The sequence below is a fragment of the Myroides sp. NP-2 genome, from assembly GCF_014145665.1.
GTDB lineage: Bacteria > Bacteroidota > Bacteroidia > Flavobacteriales > Flavobacteriaceae > Flavobacterium.
The window spans coordinates 1-24973 of the sequence record NZ_JACHTD010000014.1 but is presented as its reverse complement, the minus strand read 5'-3'; the positions used below and the strand labels follow the sequence as shown (position 1 = coordinate 24973).

Annotated in this window: 16 protein-coding genes and 1 pseudogene; 6 read left to right on the top strand and 11 right to left on the bottom strand. The window is 39.2% G+C overall.

Annotated features, from left to right (window positions below; translation table 11 throughout):
• Positions 1–22: 22 nt before the first annotated feature.
• Both H4K35_RS13060 and H4K35_RS13055 read left to right on the top strand, forming a co-directional pair.
• Complete coding sequence (locus H4K35_RS13060) at positions 23–703, top strand: ComF family protein (protein ID WP_182628405.1); 681 nt, start codon at positions 23–25, stop codon at positions 701–703.
• Positions 704–870: 167 nt separating this feature from the next.
• On the top strand, positions 871–2382 hold the full coding sequence (locus H4K35_RS13055; RefSeq protein WP_255492474.1) for an Ig-like domain-containing protein: 1512 nt from the start codon (positions 871–873) through the stop codon (positions 2380–2382).
• A gap of 149 nt (positions 2383–2531) precedes the next feature.
• Here H4K35_RS13055 and H4K35_RS13050 read toward each other — a convergent pair whose 3' ends face one another.
• The 5 genes from H4K35_RS13050 to H4K35_RS13030 all read right to left on the bottom strand — a co-directional run bounded on the left by H4K35_RS13050 (position 2532) and on the right by H4K35_RS13030 (position 8228).
• On the bottom strand, positions 2532–3302 hold the full coding sequence (locus H4K35_RS13050) for a nitrilase family protein (protein ID WP_182628403.1): 771 nt from the start codon (positions 3300–3302) through the stop codon (positions 2532–2534).
• Positions 3303–3553: 251 nt separating this feature from the next.
• Positions 3554–4294 carry a succinate dehydrogenase/fumarate reductase iron-sulfur subunit gene (locus H4K35_RS13045; protein WP_182628402.1) on the bottom strand — a complete coding sequence of 247 codons (741 nt, stop codon included), beginning with the start codon at positions 4292–4294 and terminating at the stop codon, positions 3554–3556.
• A 51-nt stretch (positions 4295–4345) separates the two neighbouring features.
• A complete protein-coding gene (locus H4K35_RS13040) occupies positions 4346–6346 on the bottom strand; it encodes a fumarate reductase/succinate dehydrogenase flavoprotein subunit (RefSeq protein ID WP_182628401.1) in 2001 nt (666 codons plus the stop codon).
• A 17-nt stretch (positions 6347–6363) separates the two neighbouring features.
• Complete coding sequence (locus tag H4K35_RS13035) at positions 6364–7191, bottom strand: succinate dehydrogenase cytochrome b subunit (protein ID WP_182628400.1); 828 nt, start codon at positions 7189–7191, stop codon at positions 6364–6366.
• Positions 7192–7373: 182 nt separating this feature from the next.
• Complete coding sequence (locus tag H4K35_RS13030) at positions 7374–8228, bottom strand: ChaN family lipoprotein (RefSeq protein ID WP_182628399.1); 855 nt, start codon at positions 8226–8228, stop codon at positions 7374–7376.
• 158 nt (positions 8229–8386) lie between these two features.
• Here H4K35_RS13030 and H4K35_RS13025 point away from each other — a divergent pair, with 158 nt between their 5' ends.
• Positions 8387–9172, top strand: coding sequence for an alpha/beta fold hydrolase (locus H4K35_RS13025; protein ID WP_182628447.1), 786 nt, complete (start codon positions 8387–8389; stop codon positions 9170–9172).
• A gap of 41 nt (positions 9173–9213) precedes the next feature.
• Here the strand turns inward: H4K35_RS13025 and H4K35_RS13020 are convergent, their stop codons facing one another.
• The 4 genes from H4K35_RS13020 to H4K35_RS13005 form a co-directional block, all read right to left on the bottom strand.
• Positions 9214–11973 carry a PD-(D/E)XK nuclease family protein gene (locus tag H4K35_RS13020; protein WP_182628398.1) on the bottom strand — a complete coding sequence of 920 codons (2760 nt, stop codon included), beginning with the start codon at positions 11971–11973 and terminating at the stop codon, positions 9214–9216.
• A 72-nt stretch (positions 11974–12045) separates the two neighbouring features.
• The gene (locus H4K35_RS13015) at positions 12046–13437 is read right to left on the bottom strand and encodes an OmpA family protein (protein ID WP_182628397.1); all 1392 of its coding nucleotides are present in this window, start codon (positions 13435–13437) and stop codon (positions 12046–12048) included.
• 109 nt (positions 13438–13546) lie between these two features.
• Positions 13547–14740, bottom strand: a complete 1194-nt coding sequence (gene kbl, locus H4K35_RS13010) for a glycine C-acetyltransferase (RefSeq protein ID WP_182628396.1) — start codon at positions 14738–14740, stop codon at positions 13547–13549.
• Positions 14741–14772: 32 nt separating this feature from the next.
• Complete coding sequence (locus tag H4K35_RS13005) at positions 14773–17925, bottom strand: exodeoxyribonuclease V subunit beta (RefSeq protein WP_182628395.1); 3153 nt, start codon at positions 17923–17925, stop codon at positions 14773–14775.
• 103 nt (positions 17926–18028) lie between these two features.
• Here H4K35_RS13005 and H4K35_RS13000 point away from each other — a divergent pair, with 103 nt between their 5' ends.
• Both H4K35_RS13000 and H4K35_RS12995 read left to right on the top strand, forming a co-directional pair.
• A complete protein-coding gene (locus tag H4K35_RS13000) occupies positions 18029–18634 on the top strand; it encodes a superoxide dismutase (RefSeq protein WP_182628394.1) in 606 nt (201 codons plus the stop codon).
• A gap of 177 nt (positions 18635–18811) precedes the next feature.
• A complete protein-coding gene (locus H4K35_RS12995) occupies positions 18812–20212 on the top strand; it encodes a DASS family sodium-coupled anion symporter (protein ID WP_182628393.1) in 1401 nt (466 codons plus the stop codon).
• A 57-nt stretch (positions 20213–20269) separates the two neighbouring features.
• Here H4K35_RS12995 and H4K35_RS12990 read toward each other — a convergent pair whose 3' ends face one another.
• Together H4K35_RS12990 and H4K35_RS12985 are read right to left on the bottom strand one after the other, a co-directional pair.
• Positions 20270–22168 (bottom strand): amidophosphoribosyltransferase, encoded by a 1899-nt coding sequence (locus tag H4K35_RS12990; protein WP_182628392.1) that lies wholly within the window; start codon positions 22166–22168, stop codon positions 20270–20272.
• 64 nt (positions 22169–22232) lie between these two features.
• Complete coding sequence (locus H4K35_RS12985; protein WP_182628391.1) at positions 22233–23159, bottom strand: PfkB family carbohydrate kinase; 927 nt, start codon at positions 23157–23159, stop codon at positions 22233–22235.
• A gap of 403 nt (positions 23160–23562) precedes the next feature.
• On the opposite strand from H4K35_RS12985, the pseudogene H4K35_RS12980 reads away from it, so the two are divergent.
• Positions 23563–24973: pseudogene (locus H4K35_RS12980) on the top strand (hypothetical protein); the annotation flags it as partial.

The window sequence follows — 24973 nt, the reverse complement described above, 5'->3', positions numbered from 1 at the left end:
GATAATCCCAAAAACTCCTCCTATGATCCAAGAACTACTTCATCTGTTTTTTCCCAACTACTGTTGTGGATGTGATACCATGCTATTGCCACAAGAAGAGTTACTTTGCGTAAGTTGTAGGGCATTTTTGCCGTTTACGGATCAACATCTATATACGCCTAACGAAGCCCTCAATAAATTTTATGGCAAAGTAAAGATCGCACAAGCAAGTTGTATGTTATACTATACCAAAGAGGGTATTGTCTCGAATCTCCTTCATCAATTAAAATACAACAACCAACCGAAAATTAGTTATACGTTAGGAAAAATGTACGCTGAACTACTGGCGGATACCCCCCATTTGACAACGGTGGATTACCTTATTCCCGTGCCCATGCACAAGAAAAAACGCAGACAACGCGGATATAACCAAGTAGATGGATTTGCAACAGCACTCGCCCAATACTTTGGCATTCCCATCAACAAAACCCTGCTGACCAAAATAACGCATACTCCCTCACAGACAACCAAGACGTTTAGAGAGCGGATCAAAACCAAGAACACGGTCTTTCAACTCAACGATGCTTCCTCCTTTACAGGTAAGCACCTGCTTTTATTGGACGATATTTTGACTACCGGTAGCACATTGGAAACCTGTGCGCGCTTATTGCTACAAATACCCCAAACTACGGTGAGTATTTTGTGTTTAGCTTACACAAAATAAAGTTTTTAAGGGTCGATATTTTCTAAGTAAAAAATATAATTGTTACTTTGTCTTTTCAAAACAAAACTATGTCGAAGTTTCGTCTATACTTTTTTACTTGTTTACTCATTTTGTGTGTAACCTGTTTTTCGAATTGTGCTAAAAGAGGGTTTATATCAGGTGGTCCTATGGATACGCTACCTCCTATTGTACTGAAAAGCAATCCCGAAAACTATTCTATCAACTTTAACAAAGATGAAATCAAAATCGAATTTGATGAGTTCATTAAATTGAAAAATATCACTCAAAATTTGATTGTGTCTCCTCCGTTGAAAAACACTCCTGAGATTCAACCCATGGGTGGGCCAAAAAAGACCTTGACAGTCATCCTTAGAGATACACTACTGCCAAACACCACCTATAGCTTCAATTTTGGAGATGCTATTATTGATAATAACGAAGGCAATGTATTGCCTCAATTCAAGTATATTTTCTCTACAGGAACCTATATTGATTCCCTAAAATTAGAGGGAAGCATTCAATCCGCTCATAAATTAAAAACGGATAATTTTGTCAACGTCATGCTTTATGATGCCAAAACGTTCAACGATTCAACCGTCTACAAAGAGAAACCGCTGTATATTACCAACACTTTAGATTCTCTAACTACTTTTTCAATTGAAAACATTAAAGCGGGTACATATTATTTAGTAGGATTAAAGCAAAAAACGAATAATTACATGTTTAATCCGGAACAGGATAAAATTGCCTTTATTCAGGATTCTATTGTCATTCCAACAGACAATAAATACAATTTAGTTTTGTTTAAATCTGAAGAGAAATTTTCAGCGAAACGTCCGGCTCAACTTTCAGAGAACAAATGGTATATCCCCTACATGGGCAATAGAAAGGGAGCCCAAGTTAAAGTAACAAAAAATGACAGTTTAATTCGCAGTGTGTATACCCCTTTAGAAGGAAAAGACACCCTTCAACTATGGTTCCCGAAAGTCATGGCAGATTCCTTGCACATTACAGTGACACAAGAGGATTATTTAGAAACTTTTACAGTGCGTCCCCGTGCAAAGATGAAAGAGATTGACACCTTAAAAATCACGGCAAAAAACAGTGCTATTGACTTTAAGGAAGATTTCGCCCTAAAAATGTCAACCCCGCTTGGGCAGGTCAACAAGGATTTGATACACATCATCAAAAAAGATTCTCTACCAGTTTCCTTTGAGGTTCAAGAATTACCCGAAGAACAAAAGGTGATCTTACACTTTGATAAACTTCAAGAAGAATTGTATCATATCAAACTAATGCCTCAGGCAATTACCGATTATTTTGGACAACCTAACGATACGTTACAATTCACATTAAAAACCACAAAACACAGTGATTACGGTAACTTAAATCTAAATTTGAGTGCTGTTAAACGCTATCCGATTATTGTAGAATTGATTGATGAACAAGAAAAAGTATACGCTACTCAAGTGGTTGAAACGGCGCGAACAGTTGTATTTGATTTACTCCCTCCGCGCAAATATTATGTTCGCGTAATATACGACGACAATAAAAATGGTCAATGGGATACAGGATATTATTGGGGTAAACGACAACCCGAAGAGACGTACTACGCTAAAGAAGCGATTGACGTACGCGCTAATTGGGACATCAACCAGGACATGAATCTGGCAGAATAGTTCCAATGTCCCTTGTTGTTCGTGCTAATTGCTCGTTATTTTAATGCACGAGCACAGTGAGAAGAAACAAATTAGTCAAATATAGTAAGCAAAGCTACCCTAGTGGTAGCTTTTTATTTTGGGCTTATTTTTGTTATTGCGGTATTATTTTAGGCTATTATATCAAATGCATCCGCATCTTTCAAGAAGGCAAATCGGTTTCTTGCTTTATCCTGCATGCCTTTGTCCAAGACGATATAGCGAGTAGTTTCACCTTCTAAGGGTTCAATCAAATACTGTCCCATATAGTCGAGCACTTGAGAATGCCCTATATACTGGTTGTCATTTTGATCTTCTCCGCAGCGATTAACGCCAATTACGTAGCTCATATTTTCAATTGCTCGAGCTTTTAAAAGGGAGTCCCAAGCGTAAATGCGTTGATCGGGCCAGCTGGCAACATAGAGCAATAAGTCATAAGTAGCGGTGAGATTTCGAGCAAAAGCAGGGAAGCGAAGGTCATAGCACACCAACGGACAAATTTTCCACCCCTTATATTCAACGATCAATCGGTCACTACCAGGTGTATATACTTTTTCCTCGCCTGCAAGTGAGAACAAATGGCGTTTGTCATAGGTATGAAATTCACCCGTAGGAAGAATAAAAAATAAACGGTTGTAAAACTGATTGTTTTCTTTGATTACTATACTGCCGGTTAACGCAAAATGACGCATTTTACAGCACGTTTGCAATTGTTCGATAAACTTATCCTCCATGGTCATAAAAACGCGCTCAGGATTCATGGTAAAGCCTGAGGTGAACATTTCTGGAAGGATAACCAGATCCGTTTCTTGTTCAATCTGTTGTAATTGATTTTTAAAATAAGTCGTATTCTGTTCGACATCTTCCCACACCAAAGGGGCTTGAATTAGTGCTATTTTCATACCTGAGTGTTAAGTACTTCAAAAGTACAAAATATAATTGGCAGACCTGCGCACCTCTAGCGATAAGACAATTTAAAATAAGTCATTTACTTCCGTAGAGCATTATTCGTGATTTACATCTGAACAAATTGCTGTGATAGTTATATCGTATCATTTGAAAATAGCATGCTAATCCAATCAAGTGGGCCAATAAAAAAAGCAGAACCGGTGAGGTTCTGCTTTTTCCTTTTTCAAAAAAATATTAAAATCTACTATAATGCAGCTTTAAGGTATTCTCTGTTCATACGAGCAATGTTCTCTAATGAAATACCTTTTGGACATTCAACCTCACAAGCCCCTGTATTAGTACAGTTACCGAAGCCTAAAGCGTCCATCTCAGCAACCATGTTCATTACGCGGTCTGCTGCTTCAACTTTACCTTGTGGCAACAAAGCAAATTGAGAAACTTTAGCCGAAACGAATAACATAGCCGAAGAGTTTTTACACGTTGCAACACATGCTCCACATCCGATACAAGTTGCTGCGTCAAAAGAGCGGTCAGCATCGTGTTTTGGAATAGGAATAGCGTTAGCATCTTGTGTATTTCCAGAAGTATTTACCGAAATAAATCCTCCAGCGTGTTGAATTTTATCAAAAGCGGTACGGTCTACTACTAAATCCTTGATTACTGGGAAAGCTTTTGCTCTAAATGGCTCAATATAAATTGTATCACCATCTTTGAACTTTCTCATGTGTAACTGACAAGTAGTAACGCCTCTATCTGGTCCGTGAGCTTGTCCATTAATAAATAACGAACACATTCCACAAATACCTTCACGACAGTCGTGGTCAAATGCTACGGGATCATCCCCTTTCTCGATAAGCTCATTGTTTAAAACATCAAGCATTTCTAAGAAAGACATATCAGGAGAAACATTGTTAATTTTATATTCAACAATTTTTCCTTGTTCTTTAGCGTTTTTTTGACGCCATATTTTTAATGTAAGATTCATCTGCATCGAATTTTTACAACAAGATATGATTCAAGAATCAATACCTCAATATTATTTATAACTACGAGTTACCAACTTAATATTTTCATACACCAAGTCTTCTTTGTGTAGAACAGCGTCTCTAGGATTTCCTTTGTACTCCCATGCAGCAGCATAAGCAAAGTTTTCATCATCACGTTGTGCTTCCCCGTCTTCTGTTTGGTGTTCTTCGCGGAAGTGTCCTCCACAAGATTCTTCACGGTGTAAAGCATCTTTTGCGAATAATTCTCCTAACTCTAGGAAGTCAGCAACTCTAAGTGCTTTTTCTAACTCTTGGTTAAAGCTATCTGCAGTTCCAGATACTTTCACGTCTTTGTAGAATTCTTCTCTCAATGCAGCAATCTCGTCCATCGCTTCCGTTAGACCTTGCGCATTACGAGCCATACCTACTTTATCCCACATAATTTTACCTAATTTCTTGTGGAAATAATCTACTGAATGTGATCCTTTATTGTTCATTAAGTGATCGATCATGTCTTGTACATTTTTCTCCGCAGCGTCGAACTCTGGTAAGTTAGTAGGGATCGCACCTGTACGAATATCATCAGCTAAGTAATCCCCGATTGTATAAGGCAATACGAAGTATCCATCCGCTAAACCTTGCATCAAAGCAGAAGCACCTAAGCGGTTAGCTCCGTGATCTGAGAAGTTTGCTTCACCAATTACATAACATCCCTCAATAGTAGACATTAAGTTGTAATCTACCCAAACACCACCCATTGTATAGTGTACTGCTGGATAAATCATCATTGGCGTTGTGTATGGATCCTCGTCAACGATTTTCTCATACATTTGGAATAAGTTTCCGTACTTGTTCTCTACAACGTCTCTACCTAATTTGTAAACTAATTTCGCATCGTTTTCATCTAAGTGTTGAATACGCGCTTGTTCTTTACCGTAACGCTCAATCGCTGAAGCGAAGTCTAAGTAAACTGCTTCTCCTGTTGCGTTAACTCCATACCCAGCATCACATCTTTCTTTTGCAGCACGAGACGCAACGTCACGTGGTACTAAGTTTCCGAATGATGGATATCTTCTTTCTAAGTAGTAATCTCTATCTTCTTCTGCAATTTGCGTTGGTCTTAGTTTACCTTCTCTAATTGCAACTGCATCTTCCATTTTCTTTGGAACCCAAATACGTCCATCATTACGCAAAGACTCAGACATCAAAGTTAATTTTGATTGGTGGTCTCCAGTAACAGGAATACAAGTTGGGTGAATTTGTGTAAAACAAGGGTTAGCGAAGAATGCTCCACGTTTGTGTGCTTTCCAAGCTGCGGTCACGTTTGACCCCATTGCGTTTGTAGACAAGAAGAATACGTTTCCATATCCACCTGTAGCAATTACTACAGCGTGTCCTGAATGACGTTCAATCTCCCCATTAATTAAGTTACGCGCAATAATTCCTCTTGCTTTTCCATCTACTAAAACTAAGTCTAGCATTTCGTGACGGTTGTACATCTTGATCTTTCCGCGACCAATTTGACGGTTCATTGCAGAGTATGCACCTAATAATAACTGTTGTCCAGTTTGTCCTTTTGCGTAGAAGGTACGAGAAACTTGTGTTCCTCCAAAAGAACGGTTGTCTAATAAACCACCGTACTCACGTGCTAAGGGCACACCTTGAGCCACACATTGGTCAATAATATTAGCTGAAACTTCAGACAAACGGTGAACGTTTGCTTCACGTGCGCGGTAATCCCCTCCTTTTACAGTATCATAGAATAATCTGTAGATCGAGTCACCGTCACCTTGATAGTTTTTAGCCGCGTTAATCCCCCCTTGTGCAGCAATTGAGTGCGCACGACGAGGCGAATCTTGATAACAAAATGCTTTTACATTATAACCTAACTCTGCTAAAGTAGCAGCAGCAGATCCACCAGCTAATCCAGTTCCCACAACGATAACATCAATATTACGTTTATTGGCTGGGTTCACTAATTTAATGTGGTTTTTATAATCAGACCATTTCTTATCGATTGGTCCTTGAGGTATCTTTGAATCTAATTTCATAATCAATTTCTTTAGGACTATTTAATAAAGTGAATGTATAATGGAATGATTGCGAACAAAGCAGGAACTAAATAGGCAAATAAGTAGCCAATGCCTTTAATCAAACAGTTATACTTTGGATTATTTACCCCTAAAGATTGGAATGCACTTGCAAAACCATGAGATAAATGGAATCCAAGAACAATCATTGCGATTACATATAAAATTGTGCTAATCAATCCCGTTGAAGGATCTTTGAAAAACTCAACAGTAATTTTATGTAAATCTTTGTAACCATCTGCAATTTTTAAATCTGTCCCTTTTTGGTAAAACGCAGTTCCTTTAATTTCCAACTGTCCCATTTCAACCGCTCTAACATCGATTGGTTGCTCTTGAACTGTTTTGTAAATCATAACTGGCTCTTCTTGCCCTTCAATTGTCACTTCAATTGTTTGCAATGGCATAGCCGAAAAGTGCATTTTCGCCCAAAAATTAACCATGTGTGTTACGATGAAAACCAACAATAAAGTCCCCAATACCGCCATGTTACGAGAAGCCCATTTACTGTTTGCAGCAGCGTTGTTCTTCGCGTATCCGATCGGACGAGCTTTTTTGTTTTGAATTGTTAGAACTATACCATCAATCGCGTGAAAAAGGATTGATATATACGTTACATAAGATAATACTTTTACCGCTGGATTAGTCGTCATGAACAAGGCATACTCGTTGAATTTTGAGGCATCCCCAAAAATCAACTGAAGATTCCCTACCAAGTGACCAACTAAAAACAAGCATAAAAATAACCCCGTAAGAGACATCCAATATTTCTTTGCAATGGATGACTTTAAAAGTGCAGATTTTGCCATAATGTAATTTTAATTGTTTTTCTTGAAAAAATCTCTCAAAAATACACCTAATTAACGTTATCTACAATGCGTACACATCTATTTATACTCAATATAAACAAAGTATTTTACATTATTTTATTTAAAAAAAAAGTATTGCCAAACTAGATTTAAGACTAAATAGTGTTTTTTTTTATAACATTCTAAAACGACTTTAAAATATTCGCATCTATAACAAGAATAAAGTCGGCCAATCCAAGATTGAGTTTTTCGAAATTACCTACATTATCGCCTTCTACCATAGTAATTGTCGTCACTTTAAGTTGGGGCGCATAGTGATTCAAATACCAATAGATCCCCTCATAGTTGTTGCTGTGGTAAGAGCCATTATAGTGTATGAACAATTTGTTTTCCTCCTTATTAGCCTGAATAAAATGCGCCATAGTTGCGTCTTTAATCGCTTGTGCTTTAGGCAAATTTTCATTGACGTGATCCGATTCAAACATCGTCAACATCTCTTTATAACCTGGCAATTCTGGATCATAAGGAAAAGGCAAAGGAGCAATCCACGCTTTTTCATCTACGCCTAAGGTATCTAGTGCTTCCACTCCTCCTTTATACAATAAACTCGCATAGCGACGTGGTACATTTGTCGCTATAAAAGGAAAGCGCTTTGCTTTTGCATATTCGACTAAAGGACGGTAATCCCCTTTGTAATTATTCCACAAACGAACGGCTTGAGTGAACTCTTCTTCTTGCATATCGCCGCTGACGTAATTTGTCAACCCTTCTTGATTATCTGCTTCAAACATCTCCGCACCTAAAACCAAATCTTGCTGCTCTCCCAAACTTTCAGTCACTTTTAATTGCAACCAATGCCCCAACGAGTTATTGTGGTATTCACCAAACAGCACAACATCAGACTTTGTCAACTGCTTGATCATTTGTTTATACGTTACTTTCTTACCTTTTGCATTGTAAATTTGATAAGGCAGCCCTTCTCCTGCGAAAACCGTTCCTACCACTAAAGCGAATAATACGCTGTAAATATATTTCATATGACCTATGTTTTTATCTGCCTCAAAGATAATTCTATTTCAGTAATTTAGAATAGATAAAAATAAAAAACCGCCATAGCTAGAGCGGATTTATCTGAAAGAAAGTTTTTTTTTCCTTTTGCATCCTGTACTTTTGCTGACTCAACAAAACACAAATGATGATTCAAAAATCGCTGATATACAAAAACATTCCAATCAATTACTATGACAGCGGCAAAGGAAATGCATTGATCTTTTTACACGGCTTCTTGGAAAACGCTAAGATGTGGACAGATTATATGGATCACTTTTCCGCTAAATATCGCGTAATTAGTTTGGATTTATTGGGTCATGGCGAAACTGGTTGCTTGGGGTATATTCACACTATGGAAGACATGGCAGATGCTGTTCATGCCGTAGTTTCACAACTCAAATTAAAAAAAGTTACTCTTATTGGCCACTCAATGGGGGGATATGTTTCGCTTGCTTTTGCAGAACTATATCCTGATATGGTAAAAAACATGGTATTAATTAACTCTACTGCACGTGCAGATAGTCCCGAACGCGTGGAAAATAGGAATCGAGCCATTGATTTGATTAAGAGAAATGCACCGGTTTTTATCAACATGGCTATCAACAACCTCTTTAGCGATAGTATCAGGCCTTTACACCAAAAAGCGATTGATCACACAAGAGAAGAGGCATTGAAAACACCAACCCAAGGCGTCATTGCGGCACTAGAAGGCATGAAAACGAGAATTGACAGAGAAGTACTCCTCCACTTTGCTCCCTATTCAATTGCTTTTGTATTGGGGAAAGACGATCCTGTTATGCCTTATGAAGAAACGCGAGAACAAGTTAATGGAACAAACGCAAGTATCACAACCTTAGCAGGAGGCCACATGCTTCACATCGAACAAAAAGAAGCCCTATTACAGCTTTTAACCGAGCAAGTAAAAGGCTAACTCATAGTACTAAAAAAGCGAGAAGAATCTTCTCGCTTTTTTTATATGGTTTCAACAAATGGGGTCTCTCGATCCAAAATAAGCAAAATCAATTCGATCAATTCCTCTCTAAAAGAAGCTAAAACAGCTGGTGTAATTGCATGGTCAACAGTTCTTCCTTCCCGCACACCAAAAAATAAAAATCCTTCTCGGCGATTTTTAAAAGAATAAATCCCCGCCTCTAAAGAGGCTACGTTATTTTGATCAGCATACATCAAAGCATAACAGAGCAGCTGAATAATCTTATCGTTCTTTAAGTGAGTAGTTAATCCCTCCCATTGTGAGAGCTTGACTTGATTCGCTTCTACTTTTCCCGTTTTATAATCAATCACACGGATCGTTCCATTTCTACTCTCAATGCGGTCGACAAAGCCAAATAATTTAATCGGATAAGGCAGACGACTGTCTTCCAACACGTGTTCTAATCTTGTTTCCAAGGCGAGTAACTTCACCTCATCTCCTTGTTCTAATCCTTTTAATTCTTCGCGCAAGAAATGATAGACATTGCGTTTTGCAACCTCAAAAGCTAGGAGGTTTTTTCCCATTTTTTCCTTGTCGCTGTTGTAAATTTCTTCAAACTGCTTTTGAACTTCTTCATCTGCTATCCGTTGAATTGCTTTGATCATGCCAACATCTATTACTTGTCCAACATAAGGTTGATACAAGTTTTCTAGCGCGTTGTGAATAATCGTCCCTAGCGTATTCAACGCTACGCTTTCTTCCACCTCTTCTACTTCGCGAATGCGCAATACTTGTTGCACATAAAACTGTAGAGGATTGCGCAAATAGGCTGTTAGAGCCGAAGGTGAAAACCCTTTTACCGTAGCAATTTCCTTCAATTTATCCATTAACACTTCTGATTTCGCAATGGAAATAGGGACATAGGCTTTATCAGGCAAATAAGCGGAATAGGTCACTGTAGATATTTGATGTGCCGGTTGCTTTTCCATTTCAAGTTGTGCTAAAAATCGACTCTTCTCTCCAGCATCTATCCCTTCTGCCTGGGAATTATAGATCAAATACACCTGTTTAGCACGCAAGAGTAAATGGTAGAAGTGAAAGCTGTAAATCGCATCTTTTTCTTTGTAGGTAGGTAAACCCAATTCTCTTTTTACATCATAAGGAATAAAGGATTGTTGTGTTTTGCCTGAAGGAAATTTTCCCTCGTTGACCGAAGTGACAATCACCGTATCAAAATCCAACACCCTACTCTCTAAAATCCCCATAATTTGCAACCCTTCTAAAGGATCACCTTCAAAAGAAACCTCACTCATATCCATGATTTGCTTATACAAAACATAAAGCAATTCAATGGAGTGAATAAACGGGTATTTTTCACAATACGACAACAGACGATTAAGCAGATTATAAGTCGTGAACAAAAAGGTTTTCATCAAACGATTTTGTTGACTATCTACTTCGAGTTTATTTTTAACTAAGATGATCAAAGCAACTAATCCCTTTAAGATATCCGCAGGTGATTTGCTGCTCCAAGCGTCAAAAACAAGTCTTTTTTCAGCTGTATCACTAACTTTCATCCAGGATTCAAATCGATCAAAAGAGAAAAATGTCAAGTTCTTTTTCTGGATTTCTGACACCACAGCATCAACGTCGAACAAGCCTTCCATAACTGGGCTTGTCAACACTTCTAAGACGTCTCTATAGTAAAACACATACTGTTTTCCTCCACGGCGAACTGCTGCCAAGTGCATTTTGAATACTTTATTCAAAAACAATTGCACAGGACTGCTGTTTCCGCTATAGCCCATAGTAATATTTAAACTACTCACAGCATCTGGCAAGCCGTATAAAACAGGTTGCAACAAATTTTCATCGCCTAACACAACTGCGATTTGGTCCAAAGCCGTACCATTAGCTAAGGCCTGTTCAATCACCCCTCCAACAATCTTAGCCTGACCAACACTTTTAGGGGTTTGAATAATTTCTATGTTCTTTTTTTCTGAAAAATGAGCAGTTATCCACTCAAAAGGGTGATTTTCATAGTAGGGCCATCTTTGTTTAATTCTCCTCAAAAACAAGCCAGCATCGTGATAAGGATCATGGAGAAATACCTCGTCAATATCCCAAAATACACGGGCTTTACCTTCGACTAGAAAGTGTTGGATAATTACTTCTTCAGCGGCATTTAAGGCATTGAATCCCGCAAAGTAGTACTGATTGTCTTGGGCGCTCAAAAAACCGCGATGTCTCTCAACTGCTTCCCGATAAATCATCCCTTGATAGCCTATCTTTTTTTCTAGCAAATACTCATAAAGCGCGGTGTAATACAGCGGGATTTGCTCCCAAAACTGCAGGTAATTTTTGATTAAATCCGTTTGCTTATCAACGTTTACCGCCCAATGGTTGATATCTTCAATATCTTTTAAATAGCTAAAAACGTGGGTTGGATTTAACAAATAGCGATCCACCTCATTAAAATCTTGTAACAACATACGAGCCCAGTTGACAAAATAATCAAAGTCTTCCGCTTTATCGCCTACTAATTTTTTATAAACGTGATAGAACTCAAACAATAGTTCAATTGAATCAATAGCACGAAGTTGGGCAATGTCCTGCACTAACTCCTCAATACTGATAATACTGGGCGCAAAAACGCTGTGATCATAAAATTGCTTCAGCTGTTCGAGCAGGAAGATCTTTGCTCTTTTGTTGGGCAATACCACAACTAAATTATGCATAGAAGAAGGGAAATTCTGCTTTATTTCTTCACTTAATCGATATAAAAAATGTTGTTGACTCATGTGACTAAAGGTAATAAAAAAAGGGCTTCGAATACTCGAAGCCCTTTTCTATCTTGATATTATTTCGTTCAATTATTTTTGTAATTGAATTTCAACACGTCTGTTTAACTCACGTCCTTTAACAGTTTTGTTAGAAGCGATTGGGTTTTCAGAACCATAACCTTTAGAAGTTAATCTGTTCGCGTCAACACCTTTTTCAATTAAATAAACTTTAACTGCATTCGCTCTGTTGTCAGATAATGGAACGTTTACTTTGTCAGAACCTGTACTGTCAGTATATCCAGCGATGTGGAATTTAGCAGTAGGGAATTCTTTCATAATTTTCACGATGTTATCTAACACAGTGTAAGAAGCATCTTGGAAAGTAAACTTACCTGTATGGAATAAGATTGTTTTTCCATAGTCGTTCAGTTGTTTCACTTGCTCTTCTTTAATTTCAGGACATCCTCTGTTAGAAGCTGGACCAGGAACATCTGGACAATCGTCTAAATGATCAGGCACTCCGTCTCCGTCTCTATCTGGCCAAGGACAACCTTTGTTTTCTTTTGGACCAGGAACTTCAGGACACTCATCTTTATGATCTGGCACACCGTCACCGTCTGTATCAGGACATCCGTTGAATTCTGCTAATCCAGGAACATCTGGACACTCATCTAAATGATCAGGAATACCATCTCCGTCTGTATCAGGACATCCGTTGAATTCTGCTAATCCTGGAACATCTGGACACTCATCTAAATGATCAGGAATACCATCTCCGTCTGTATCAGGACATCCGTTGAATTCTGCTAATCCTGGAACATCTGGACACTCATCGTATTTATCTAAGATTCCATCTCCATCTGTATCTTTTCCACCAAATTGGAAACGAATACCTGCGAAGTGTTGCATGTGGCCCGCCACATCAACATCTGGAATTCTTGTATCGTCAAATGAATGCTTATACGTTGATTGGAATGTTAATGCAATGTTTTCAGTAAACCAGATGTTTAATCCTAAACCTCCGTTAACAGTTCCTGTACTTGCATCTCCCATAAAAGTATATCCCCCTCCAACTAATACGAATGGATCAACAACTTTAGTGTTCAAAATTTCTTTGAAGCTATACTTAACTTCTGCATCAATTCCGTAGTATGATAAATCTCCAGGATTGTACTTGAAGTAGCCTTCTGACTCTTTGGAAATGAATTTATCAATTTTATTCACTGATCCTACAACACCTAATGAAAATCCATCACCTAAGTATCTTGATACATTTAGGTAAGAAACTGAAGGTAAAATGTTCCAATCTGACGTTTGGAAATAACCTCCCATTCTGTGTGAAAACCCTTTAGCTGAACTAACTTTAGTGTTTACAGCATTCGCACCAATAGTTACAGCCCACGGATGGTCAGCATCTTGCGCCTGAGTCGAAAGACCCGCACATAATATTGCCGCTGCAATTAATTTGTTGAGATGTTTCATAACTTTATTTTTCTATTTATTGTAATGTTAAAACAAAAATACAATTATATGTGTAGTTAACAAATTTTATTCTTAACAATTATTGTGATTTGCTAAAAAAAGTTAATATTTAAATCACGTTCAATTCTTTTCCTACTGTTGTAAAGGCCGCAATCGCATGATCTAGATGTGCTTGCGTATGTGCAGCAGACAATTGCACTCTAATTCTCGCTTTCCCCTGAGGTACAACAGGATAGAAGAATCCAATCACATAAACCCCATGCTGTAATAAGCGGTCAGCCATCTCCTGAGACAGCTTCGCATCGTACAACATAACAGGCACAATAGCCGAATCTCCATCGATAAAATCAAAGCCCGCTTTTTTCATTCCTGCTTTGAAATAATTGGTATTCCACTCTAATTGATCGCGTAATTTGGTGTCTTTCTGCAATAATTCGAATACTTTCAATGAAGCTCCTACTATCATTGGCGCAAGTGAATTGGAGAATAAATAAGGACGTGAGCGCTGTCTCAACAGCTCAATGATCTCTTTTTTACCTGTTGTATATCCACCCATGGCACCACCTAAAGCTTTTCCTAAAGTTCCCGTAATAATATCTACGCGTCCCATTACTTTTTTCGCTTCTAAAGTTCCTTTTCCTGTTGCTCCAATAAATCCAGCTGCATGACACTCATCAACCATGACCAAGGCATCGTATTTATCCGCTAAGTCACAGATCTTATCCAAAGGAGCTACCAATCCATCCATAGAAAATACCCCGTCTGTTACGATAATTTTAAAGCGATGCCCCGCTTCGTTAGCCTTAATTAACTGTTGTTCCAAATCAGCCATATCGTTATTCTCATAACGGTAACGCGCAGCTTTACACAAACGAACACCATCAATAATAGACGCGTGGTTCAAACTGTCTGAAATAATAGCATCTTCTGCTCCCAACAAAGGTTCAAAAACACCTCCATTTGCATCAAATGCTGCTGCATATAAAATCGTATCCTCTGTGCCGTAGAAATCAGCAATAGTAGCTTCTAATTGTTTGTGAATATCTTGTGTCCCACAGATAAATCGAACAGAAGACATCCCAAAACCATGGGTATCTAACGTGTCTTTCGCCGCTTGCACTACCTCTGGATGTGAGGATAGCCCTAAATAGTTATTCGCACAAAAATTCAATACTTTTTTTCCTGTAGAAACTGTAATTTCTGCTCCTTGTGGCGAAGTAATAATTCTCTCTTTTTTAAATAAACCATTGTCTTCAATTGACTTCAACTCTTGTTGTAAATGGTCTTTAATTTTTCCGTACATACTTACTCTTTTTAAGCGTTAACTATACTCTTTTACAAATGTATTATATTTAAATCATCCTCTCCCATATATAAAATAACTTTTTTAACCACATCATAGCCCATAGCTAGGAGGGATTTTTCGTATTTCTCCAACTGCTTGACGTACTTTTCTTCTGGCTTTCCTGTTTTATAATCTAGCAAATACGCCTGCTGTCCTTGGATCACCACGCGATCGGGAATGAGATTGTGTTGCGCTTTCCCAATAATCATGCGCTCATTATACACAATTCCTCCAGTGAAAAACACGCGCAAATCGGGGTGGCTGATAATTTTATCGATTGCTCCTCTAAAGTTTGCCTTTTCACTTTCAACGATAAGTCCCTCCTCTAACGCACGCTCAATCGCTGCATCAACCTCTTGATCTGTATGAATAAACGACATAATCTTATGGGTAATATTTCCATAAGCAATCGCTTCTCCCACTTGGGTATCCCACATGAGGGCTTCGCGTTCAGCAATTTTTATATCATTAAAATTAAAGAGAGATTCCACACTTCGGATTAGCTTATTTTGATCCAACGTTTCTACGCTAGCCACAGACAAGCGCTGAGGCTGACCAAATTCATATACCAGCTCTTCTTCTTGATACAATCCTTGCTGACGCAAGTAGTGGATGAAAAAGCGAGACATATTGTTTTTATACTCCCCATCTACTTTCATATCACGTGTAGTTATAATATATAGCTGTTCTTCCGCTCGAGTCAAAGCGACATATAGCACATTGATATTATCTAAGAGTTCCTCTTGTTCCTTTTGGGCGTATAGCTCTTCTGCTAGCGCCCCATATTCTTTCACTTCTCTCTTGGCATCGACCAACGCTTTAGGCAGTTCAATTCCCGCGTCTGCCTCGTCAAACTCTACCCACAATTTATCGCGATTGGAACGGTCGTAATCCTCTTCCGCAAACGGAAAAATAACTACGGGAAACTCAAGCCCTTTAGATTTGTGGATGGTCATCAACTGGACGGCATTCTTCCCCTCAGGCGTGGGAATACTAAACTTGTGGTTGTTGTCTTCCCAATACAAGATAAAATCGCCAATGCCATATTGATTCTTGATGGTTCGTTCTAACACAATATCCATAAAATACAACACATAGGAACTTGTAGCTTGAGCGGGAAAAAACGCGCGAACGATAATTTCTACCGCTTCATAAAGCGATTTTTTCCTACATTGATCGAATGAAATATAAATATCTTTAGAGGCCAACCAGGTTTCTAAACTAGCGTCAGAGGTATGGTCTAAGCCCTCTTCTATAAAATTGTGAACAGCTTCTTGCTCCCTCTTACTTGCAATATAATACAACATCAGCGATTTAGACTCCTTATCTTCCTTGTTGCGGATATAGCGCAACACATCCATAATCAGTCGCACTTCCGTAGCATGGCTAATCAACAATGAGTCCGAAGAAAGAATGGGAATTTCCTGCTCCGTTAAATAGTTGGCTAAGGCAATTCCATGGGCGCGTTTACGTGTCAATACCACCATATCGCTATACGAAAACCCCTGTGCTTTACATTTATTGATAACAGCTAAAGTGGCTTCCAGATACAAACGCTCTTTGTCTACTTCATTTTCTTTATCGATCAATCGTTCATCTAAAAACTGCACTTCCACATAACCGCCTTCTTTAGCATTTGTTTCTTGGTGACTTTGGTTCTCATAGATGTTCTTGTAATCCTCTTGGGTAAAAAAACGAGCAATCTCCTTAAAGAAACTGTTGTTGAAATGAATCACTTCGGCATAGCTGCGGTAATTTTTCCCCAAAACCACCACCTCTTTATCCGGATTGGAAAAGGGATTATCGTCTTTACTCAGCGCAATAAATTGCTCCGCTTTTCCCCCGCGCCAACGATAAATGGATTGTTTGGGATCGCCCACCAACATCAGGGTTCCCTTAACTCCAAAATCTTCTCCTGCTAGTGCGTTGTCAATCAAGGGCACCAAATTGTCCCATTGCATCACAGAAGTATCCTGAAACTCATCAATGAAAAAGTGGCGGTAACGCTCGCCTAATCGCTCGTATATAAACGGAGCGGGTTGGTGTTGAATTTCGTTGTGAATAATGGCATTAAACTGACTAATCGACAACATATTTTTCTCCTCTTGTATATGTTGCATTTCTATACCCAAAATATTCAAGAGAGACAAAGGTGTAATATTCTTTAGAAAGGCTTGATAAAACAAGCGCTTGGCAAATAATTGATAGATATGCGCCAACTGCTGGAGCACTTCTGGCAAAAGAGCTTCAATCGTATCTCGGTCTTTAGCCGCTTTCAGAATTGCAATTTCGTTAAATTCCACATACTTTCTCTGGGTACTTTTATCAGTATCGTTTATGATAGCTAAAAGGTGATTGGGAAAGGTCCCCCTTGAAAACGATTTCATATCCACCCCCTTATCAATCAGCAAATCCCAAATATCTTGTCCTCTTTGTTGTGTTTCTCGCGTTAACTCTTCTATCTTCTTGCGCAAATAATCACGGGTTCCTATAAAATCTTGTAGTGTTTTCTGATCAAACAAAGCAATTTCATCCCGGTTGTTTTCATTCAACAACAACGCGCCCATTTCCTTTAATTCTCGCGTTATATCCCAACTTTTGTCATTGTCTGCTTTGTCGATAGAAAAGTCAATCAGCACCTTGGTCAATTCCTGATCGGTTCCTGCCTTAGCAATAACGGAATCCACTGCTTCTTGTAAGAGCTCATCCGAATCTAATGACACCTCAAAACTCATGGGTAAGTTCAAATCAAAGGCAAAAGAACGGATCACTTTATGGGTGAATTTATCAATGGTCGAAATATCAAAAGCCGCATAATTATGGATAATGTGCTTCATGATTCGCGCAGACTTCTCCTTAATCACCACTTCTTTCAATCCCGTTTCTTGAACAATTTGGTCCAACATAGGCTGAAACTTCTTCCCTGTATCTTGCTGTGCAAATGCATACAGGCAGGAGAGAATTCTATTTTTCATCTCCGCTACTGCTTTGTTCGTAAAGGTAATCGCCAAAATTTTTCGATACGCATCATCGGATCGATCCATTAAGACAATTTTCAAATATTCTTTTACTAATGTATGTGTTTTCCCTGAACCCGCTGAAGCGTTATATACTGAAAATGAAGCTCTTTCCTGTCTAACCATTAAATTATACCTTAACTTATATTAACCCCTAAGATCTTTTATATTCCATAGAAAATCCCTAAATTTGAATAAAAATAACACTAATCTTTAAATAATACGAATTATGGCTTTCGAATTACCACAATTACCTTATGCGTATGACGCATTAGAACCACATATTGACGCTCGTACAATGGAAATCCACCATACGAAACACCACAATGCCTACACAACTAATTTAAACGCAGCTATTGCTGGTACAGAATTAGAAGGAAAAACAATCGAGGAGATTTTAGCAAACCTTGATATGACAAATGGTGCAGTTCGCAACAACGGTGGAGGTTTTTACAACCACAACTTGTTTTGGACAGTAATGAGCCCGAATGGTGGTGGAGAACCAACAGGAGAATTAGCAGATGCTATTGCTAAGGACTTTGGTTCATTTGCTAACTTCAAAGAAGCTTTCGCAAAAGCAGGTGCTACGCAATTCGGTTCAGGTTGGGCATGGTTATGCGTTAAAAACGGTAAATTGGAAGTATGTGGTACACCAAACCAAGACAACCCACTTATGCCAGGTGTTGCTTGTGGTGGAACTCCAATCTTAGGAATGGACGTTTGGGAACATGCGTACTACTTAAACTACCAAAACAGACGCCCTGACTATATTGCTGCTTTCTTCAGCGTAATCAACTGGGCTGAAGTTGCTAAGAGATATGCAGCAGCGAAATAAGACGTAAAGAGTTCACTCTTTTAATAGCAAAAGGGAAGTATCCGTGATACTTCCCTTTTTTTTGTTTAAAAATTAAATGTATCACTAGTTTTACTTCTAATATTATACTTTATTATACCACCTACCTACTCCTTTTTTTTGTAATTTCCCCTATCTATTTTACTTAATCTATTCCACATGCAACTAGACTACGAACCTGAAGGGCTAAGAAACAAATCCAAGCGAAACTACCTCATCATCGGATTGAGTGTACTGATGTTGTTTGCATTAATTCACTTTTTACCTTATGTGCCACAGGTCAACAAAGGGTTAGCATTACTTGCTTTTGTCGCGGTTTTATGGTTAACAGAAGCGTTGCACGTAACGACGACTGCTGTTTTTGTACCCGTTCTTGCCATTGGCTTGGGATTAACGGATATTCAACCAGCGCTTGTCTCTTTTGCGGATCCCAACATCTTTTTGTTCCTTGGGGGATTTGTGCTTGCCGGAGCTCTACACGTCCAAAAGCTAGACTTGATCATCGCTAGTAAGATTATGTATCTAGCCAAAGGTCGATTAGCTCATGCGATCTTTTATTTGTTCCTTGCGACAGCTATTCTATCGATGTGGATCAGCAATACAGCCACAGTAGCGATGATGCTTCCTCTAGTTACGGGAATCCTAAGTCAATTGGACAAATCACAACACCGAAACACCTATGTATTTGTTTTATTGGGAATTGCATATAGCGCTAGTATTGGTGGAATGGGAACCATTGTAGGAAGTCCTCCCAATGCCATTGTTGCTTCTCAGCTCAACCTTTCTTTTGCTGAATGGTTAAAAATGGGATTCCCCATGGTGATTATCTTGCTTCCTTTAATGATTGCCGTGATTTACGCTGTCTTTAAGCCCAAACTCAACCTGAGATTTGAACATCAAATGGAAGAAATACCCATGAATACTGACCGTTGGATCACCCTTGCCATCTTTTTATTAACCGCAGTTTGTTGGATTTTAAGTAGTCAAATAAATCCATTATTTGCTGCTTTGGTGGGATTTGAAGGTAGCTTCAAAAACTTTGACACCTTTATTGCTTTAGGCGCATTTATCCTCATATGCATCAGTCAAGTGTCGCGATGGAAAGAATTGCAGCACAATGTCGATTGGGGAGTACTGTTGCTCTTTGGAGGGGGATTAACGCTGAGTATGGTACTCAAAGAGTCTGGAGCTAGTAAGGTGATGGCCGATTTATTGGTGTCCGTAATTCACGACAGCCCTTTCATTGTCATTAGCTTAATCGTAGCTTTCTTTATTGTATTCTTGACGGAATTTACCTCCAATACCGCAAGTGCGGCACTCTTAGTTCCAATTTTCTTTTCAATTTCGCAAGAACTAGGCATGCATCCCTTGGGGTTATCCATGATCATCGGTTTGGGTGCTTCGTGCGCTTTTATGTTACCCGTTGCTACACCGCCCAATGCCATTGTTTTCGGTACAGGCGATATACAACAAAAAGACATGATGAAAGCTGGTTTTATCCTCAATATTTTCTGTGCGATTATTATCGCGATTGTTGCTTACTTTTTTTGGTTGGGGTGAGAAACAAAAAAAGCACCAATCTCTCGATCAGTGCTTATATATGAAAATGAAAGGCTATTAATACGGTTTTTCGTCTCTCCCTTCGTAGTAGTTGATGAAGGCGCGGTTTACCACGCGATTTCCTCCTTTTGTAGGATAATCTCCAGTAAAATACCAATCTCCAAGGTTTTTTGGACAAGCTTTGTGTAGGTTTTCAATGGATTGAAACACAATTTTGATTTCTGATTTAATCCCCTCCTCAGTTACCATTTGGGCAATCTTAGCGGAGACTTCCTCATCAGTAAAAGGTGCGTAAATTTCTTTTACATAGTTGACAACCTCATCGTCTTTCAAGCCCACTTGTGCTTTTGACTTTTGGTATACCTCTTCCACAATATGGTACATATTGCGTTCTTTTAGCAATTCGATGACCGCTTGAAAGGCAATTAACCCTTCTAACTTAGCCATATCGATGCCATAGCAATCGGGGTAACGCACTTGAGGTGCGGCAGATACCACGACAATACGCTTCGGATTTAAGCGATCCAACATGCGGATAATACTCTTCTTCAACGTTGTTCCACGAACGATACTATCGTCAATGATTACTAAGTTATCCGTAGGCTTAATCACGCCATAGGTCACGTCATACACGTGAGCCACTAAATCATCACGACTGCTATCGTCCGTGATAAACGTACGCAATTTTGCATCTTTAATCGCAATTTTTTCGGTGCGTAATTTAACTGATAAGATCTCTTGTAATTTCTGCTCCGTTAAGGCCTCTTTGTTCTTCAAGATATCCGAAATCTTGCGCTGGTTCAAGAAGTCTTGTGCTCCTTCAATCATCCCAAAGAAAGAGGTTTCAGACGTATTAGGAATATAAGAGAATACGGAGTTATCTGTATCATCTTCAATTACGTCTAACACTTGTGGAAAAATAAATTTACCTAAGTCTTTGCGTTCTTGGTAGATATCAGCATCATTTCCTCTTGAGAAATACACGCGCTCAAACGAACACGCCTTTAATGGAAGAGGTTCTAATATTTGCTCAAAGTGCACACTCGCATCTTTCTTTACGATAATTGCTTGTCCTGGCGTCAACTCTTTGATATCTTCAAAAGGCACGTTTAAAGCAGTTTGAATCACAGGACGTTCACTAGCTACTACGACAAGTTCGTCATTTTCATAGTAGAATGCCGGGCGAATTCCCGCAGGATCACGGAAGACAAATGCATCTCCATGACCCAACATACCAGCCATAGTAAATCCACCATCCCAGTTTTTGGACGCTCTTTTTAAGATACGCGCAATATCCAAACGCTCACCAATAATTGGTGAAGCTGCTTTTTTAGAAAAGCCCTCTTGTTTTATTTGGTAGTATAAATCGTCGATTTCATCATCTAAGAAGTGTCCTATTTTTTCCATTACCGTAATAGTATCTGACATTTCTTTCGGATGTTGTCCAAGGCGAACGAGATCTTCGAACAATTCTCGAACATTGGTTAGGTTAAAGTTACCAGCAACAATCAAATTGCGGTGCATCCAATTGTTTTGACGCAGAAAGGGATGAACGCTTTCAATGCTGTTTTTTCCAAACGTTCCATAACGCACATGACCCAAAAACACTTCCCCTAAATACGGAATATGTTGCTTTTGCAACTCGGCGTCATCCGCATATTCTGGATGTGCTTCCATTTCTGCATTGATACGCCCGTTGATTTGAGCAAAAATATCCTGAATTGGCTGTGCTTTATTTGAACGAACACGACTAATATAGCGCTCCCCAGGATCCATATCGAGTTTTATACTCGCCATACCTGCTCCATCTTGTCCTCTATTGTGTTGTTTTTCTAACAACAAGTACATCTTCTGAATGGGGAAGAACGTACTGCCATATTTTTCTTTATAAAAGGAAAGTGGCTTTTTTAATCGTAAAAAAGCAATTCCACATTCGTGTTGTAGTGCGTCGCTCATAGTTAGTTGTGTTGTGTGTTATCATTAAAAAAAGCCCCACGACGAGGCTTAGTATGTTGCATGTTTATTTGAGTTCAATGTCGAACTGAGTTAACATTTTAAATTGCATTAATCTTTTTTTCATTTCTGCTTCTTCCAGTTGCTCCATGCGCTGTGTTCCGAATTCTTCTACACAGAAAGAAGCTAAATTAGATCCAAAAATAATGGCATTCTTCATACATTGGAAAGAGATACTACCTCTTTCGGTTAAATACCCTACAAATCCTCCTGCGAAGGTATCCCCAGCTCCTGTTGGGTCGAATACTTCTTTTAAAGGTAAAGCGGGGGCAAAGAATACCTCTTTCCCTGAGAACAACAGGGCTCCGTGTTCTCCTTTTTTGATGACTACATATGCTGGTCCCATTTCCTGAATTACTTCCGCTGCTTTCACAAGCGAATACTCCCCAGATAACTGACGGGCCTCTTCATCGTTAATCGTTATCACATCGACTTGTTTCAGGACCTCTTTCAATTCAGCTAACGCACAATTCATCCAAAAATTCATCGTATCGAGCACGACTAGTTTTGGTTTTTGTTCTAATTGTGCCAAGACTGATTGTTGAATGGATGGATGCAAATTACCCAACATCACCACATCTGCTTTTTTAAAGTTAGCTGGAACAACAGGTTTAAAATCCGCCAACACATTTAATTGGGTATCTAAAGTATCCCTCGCATTTAAATCATTGTGGTATCTGCCACTCCAAAAGAAAGTTTTTCCTCCTGCTACCACTTCGACACCTGTAGTGTCAATTTTCTTACTTTGCAGCAAGGCTAAATACTCTTCAGGAAAATCATCCCCTACTACGGAGACGATGGCTGATTCTACCTCGAAATGCGAGGCAGACAATCCTATATATGTAGCAGCACCTCCTAATACTTTGTCCGTTTTCCCGAATGGTGTTTCTATATTGTCAAACGCCATCGTTCCGACGATCAATAACTTGTTCATATTTTTGGAAAAGAAATAAGATGCAAATATATAGTATTCCTCTTTTTAGACCAAAAATTAATCTTCTTTATTCTAAAATTAACTAAGAGCCAAAGCGTTACATCACAACAAAAATCGTCCTTTCGTTCACTTATTCAACAAAACACAACCGATTATGTGGACCATATTGTGCGAATTAGTCTAGTTATTTTAAAAATAGAATCACCACATCCTCCATGCGCTATTTCATTTGCGTCAATTTTGTTAAACCTTAGTTCAATTAACAAATACAGCGCGTAAACAAACAAATTTTAACATATTAAAATCTAGGTTTGTTAGGTCGAATAGTCAGGCTCTAGGTCTACTATTAACTTTTCAAATGAAAAATAATCAAACCAAACACTACTTTTTAAAAAACAGTCATATGAAAAAACAAATTCTTTTTATCACAACCTTGTTGTCTTGCGGCTATATGGCGCAAGCACAAGTAGGTATAGGAACAAAGCACCCGAATAAATCCGCTGAATTAACAGTAGCGGGCAGCAATAAAGGAATTCTCATTCCTCAGGTTGCTTTGACGAGCCTTGAAGACACGAGTACCATAACCCATGGAAATGTTGAGAGTTTATTGCTGTACAATACAGCTACAACTGCCGAAGTAACCCCTGGCTACTACTATTGGAGCGAGGACCGGTGGCAGCGTTTAATCACTGACCTCGATGTTTCTCGTTATACCTTTGAGGGCAGACCAGGAGAACAAGGTCCTCCTGGACTCCCTGGCTCAGCAGGAGGCCCAGGTATAGGCGTAGAAATGGTTGTTAATGCGGACGGTATTTGGGTGTTTGACAGCCAAACTCAACAGTGGAACAATATTAAGGGAGCTGATGGGCAATCTGCTTATGCACTATGGGCAGCACTACCAGCGAATAGTGGTAAATCACAAGCTGATTTTTTGGCTAGTTTAAAAGGTGAAAGTGGACGAGATGGTGCCGATGGACAATCCGCTTACGACCTATGGGTAGCACTACCTGAAAATGCAGGAAAAACACCAGCAGATTTCCTAACAAGTATAAGAGGAGAAAAAGGAGACAAAGGAGACAAAGGGGATAAAGGAGATAAAGGGGATATCGGAGCCGATGGACAATCCGCTTACAACCTTTGGGCGGCACTGCCTGAAAATACAGGAAAAACACTTATTGATTTTCTAGCGAGTACAAAAGGAGACAAAGGAGACAAAGGAGATAAAGGGGATAGAGGGGATAGAGGAGATAGAGGAGATATCGGAGCCGACGGGCAATCCGCATACAACCTCTGGGCAGCATTACCAGCGAACACTGGCAAATCACAAGCTGATTTTTTGGCTAGCTTAAAAGGTGAAAGCGGACAAGATGGTGTCGATGGACAATCCGCTTACGACCTATGGGCAGCGCTACCTGAAAATGCTGGAAAAACACCAGCGGATTTCCTTGCGAGTACAAAAGGAGAAAAAGGTGACAAAGGTGATACCGGAGCAGACGGACTTTCCGCTTACGACCTATGGGCGGCATTACCTGAAAATGCAGGAAAAACACCAACGGATTTCCTTGCAAGTACTAAAGGAGAAAAGGGTGATACAGGAGCAGACGGACTTTCCGCTTACGACCTATGGGCGGCATTACCTGAAAATGCAGGAAAAACACCAACTGATTTCCTTGCAAGTACTAAAGGTGAAAAGGGTGATACAGGAGCAGACGGACTTTCCGCTTACGACCTATGGGCGGCATTACCTGAAAATGCAGGAAAAACACCAACGGATTTCCTTGCAAGTACTAAAGGAGAAAAGGGTGATACAGGAG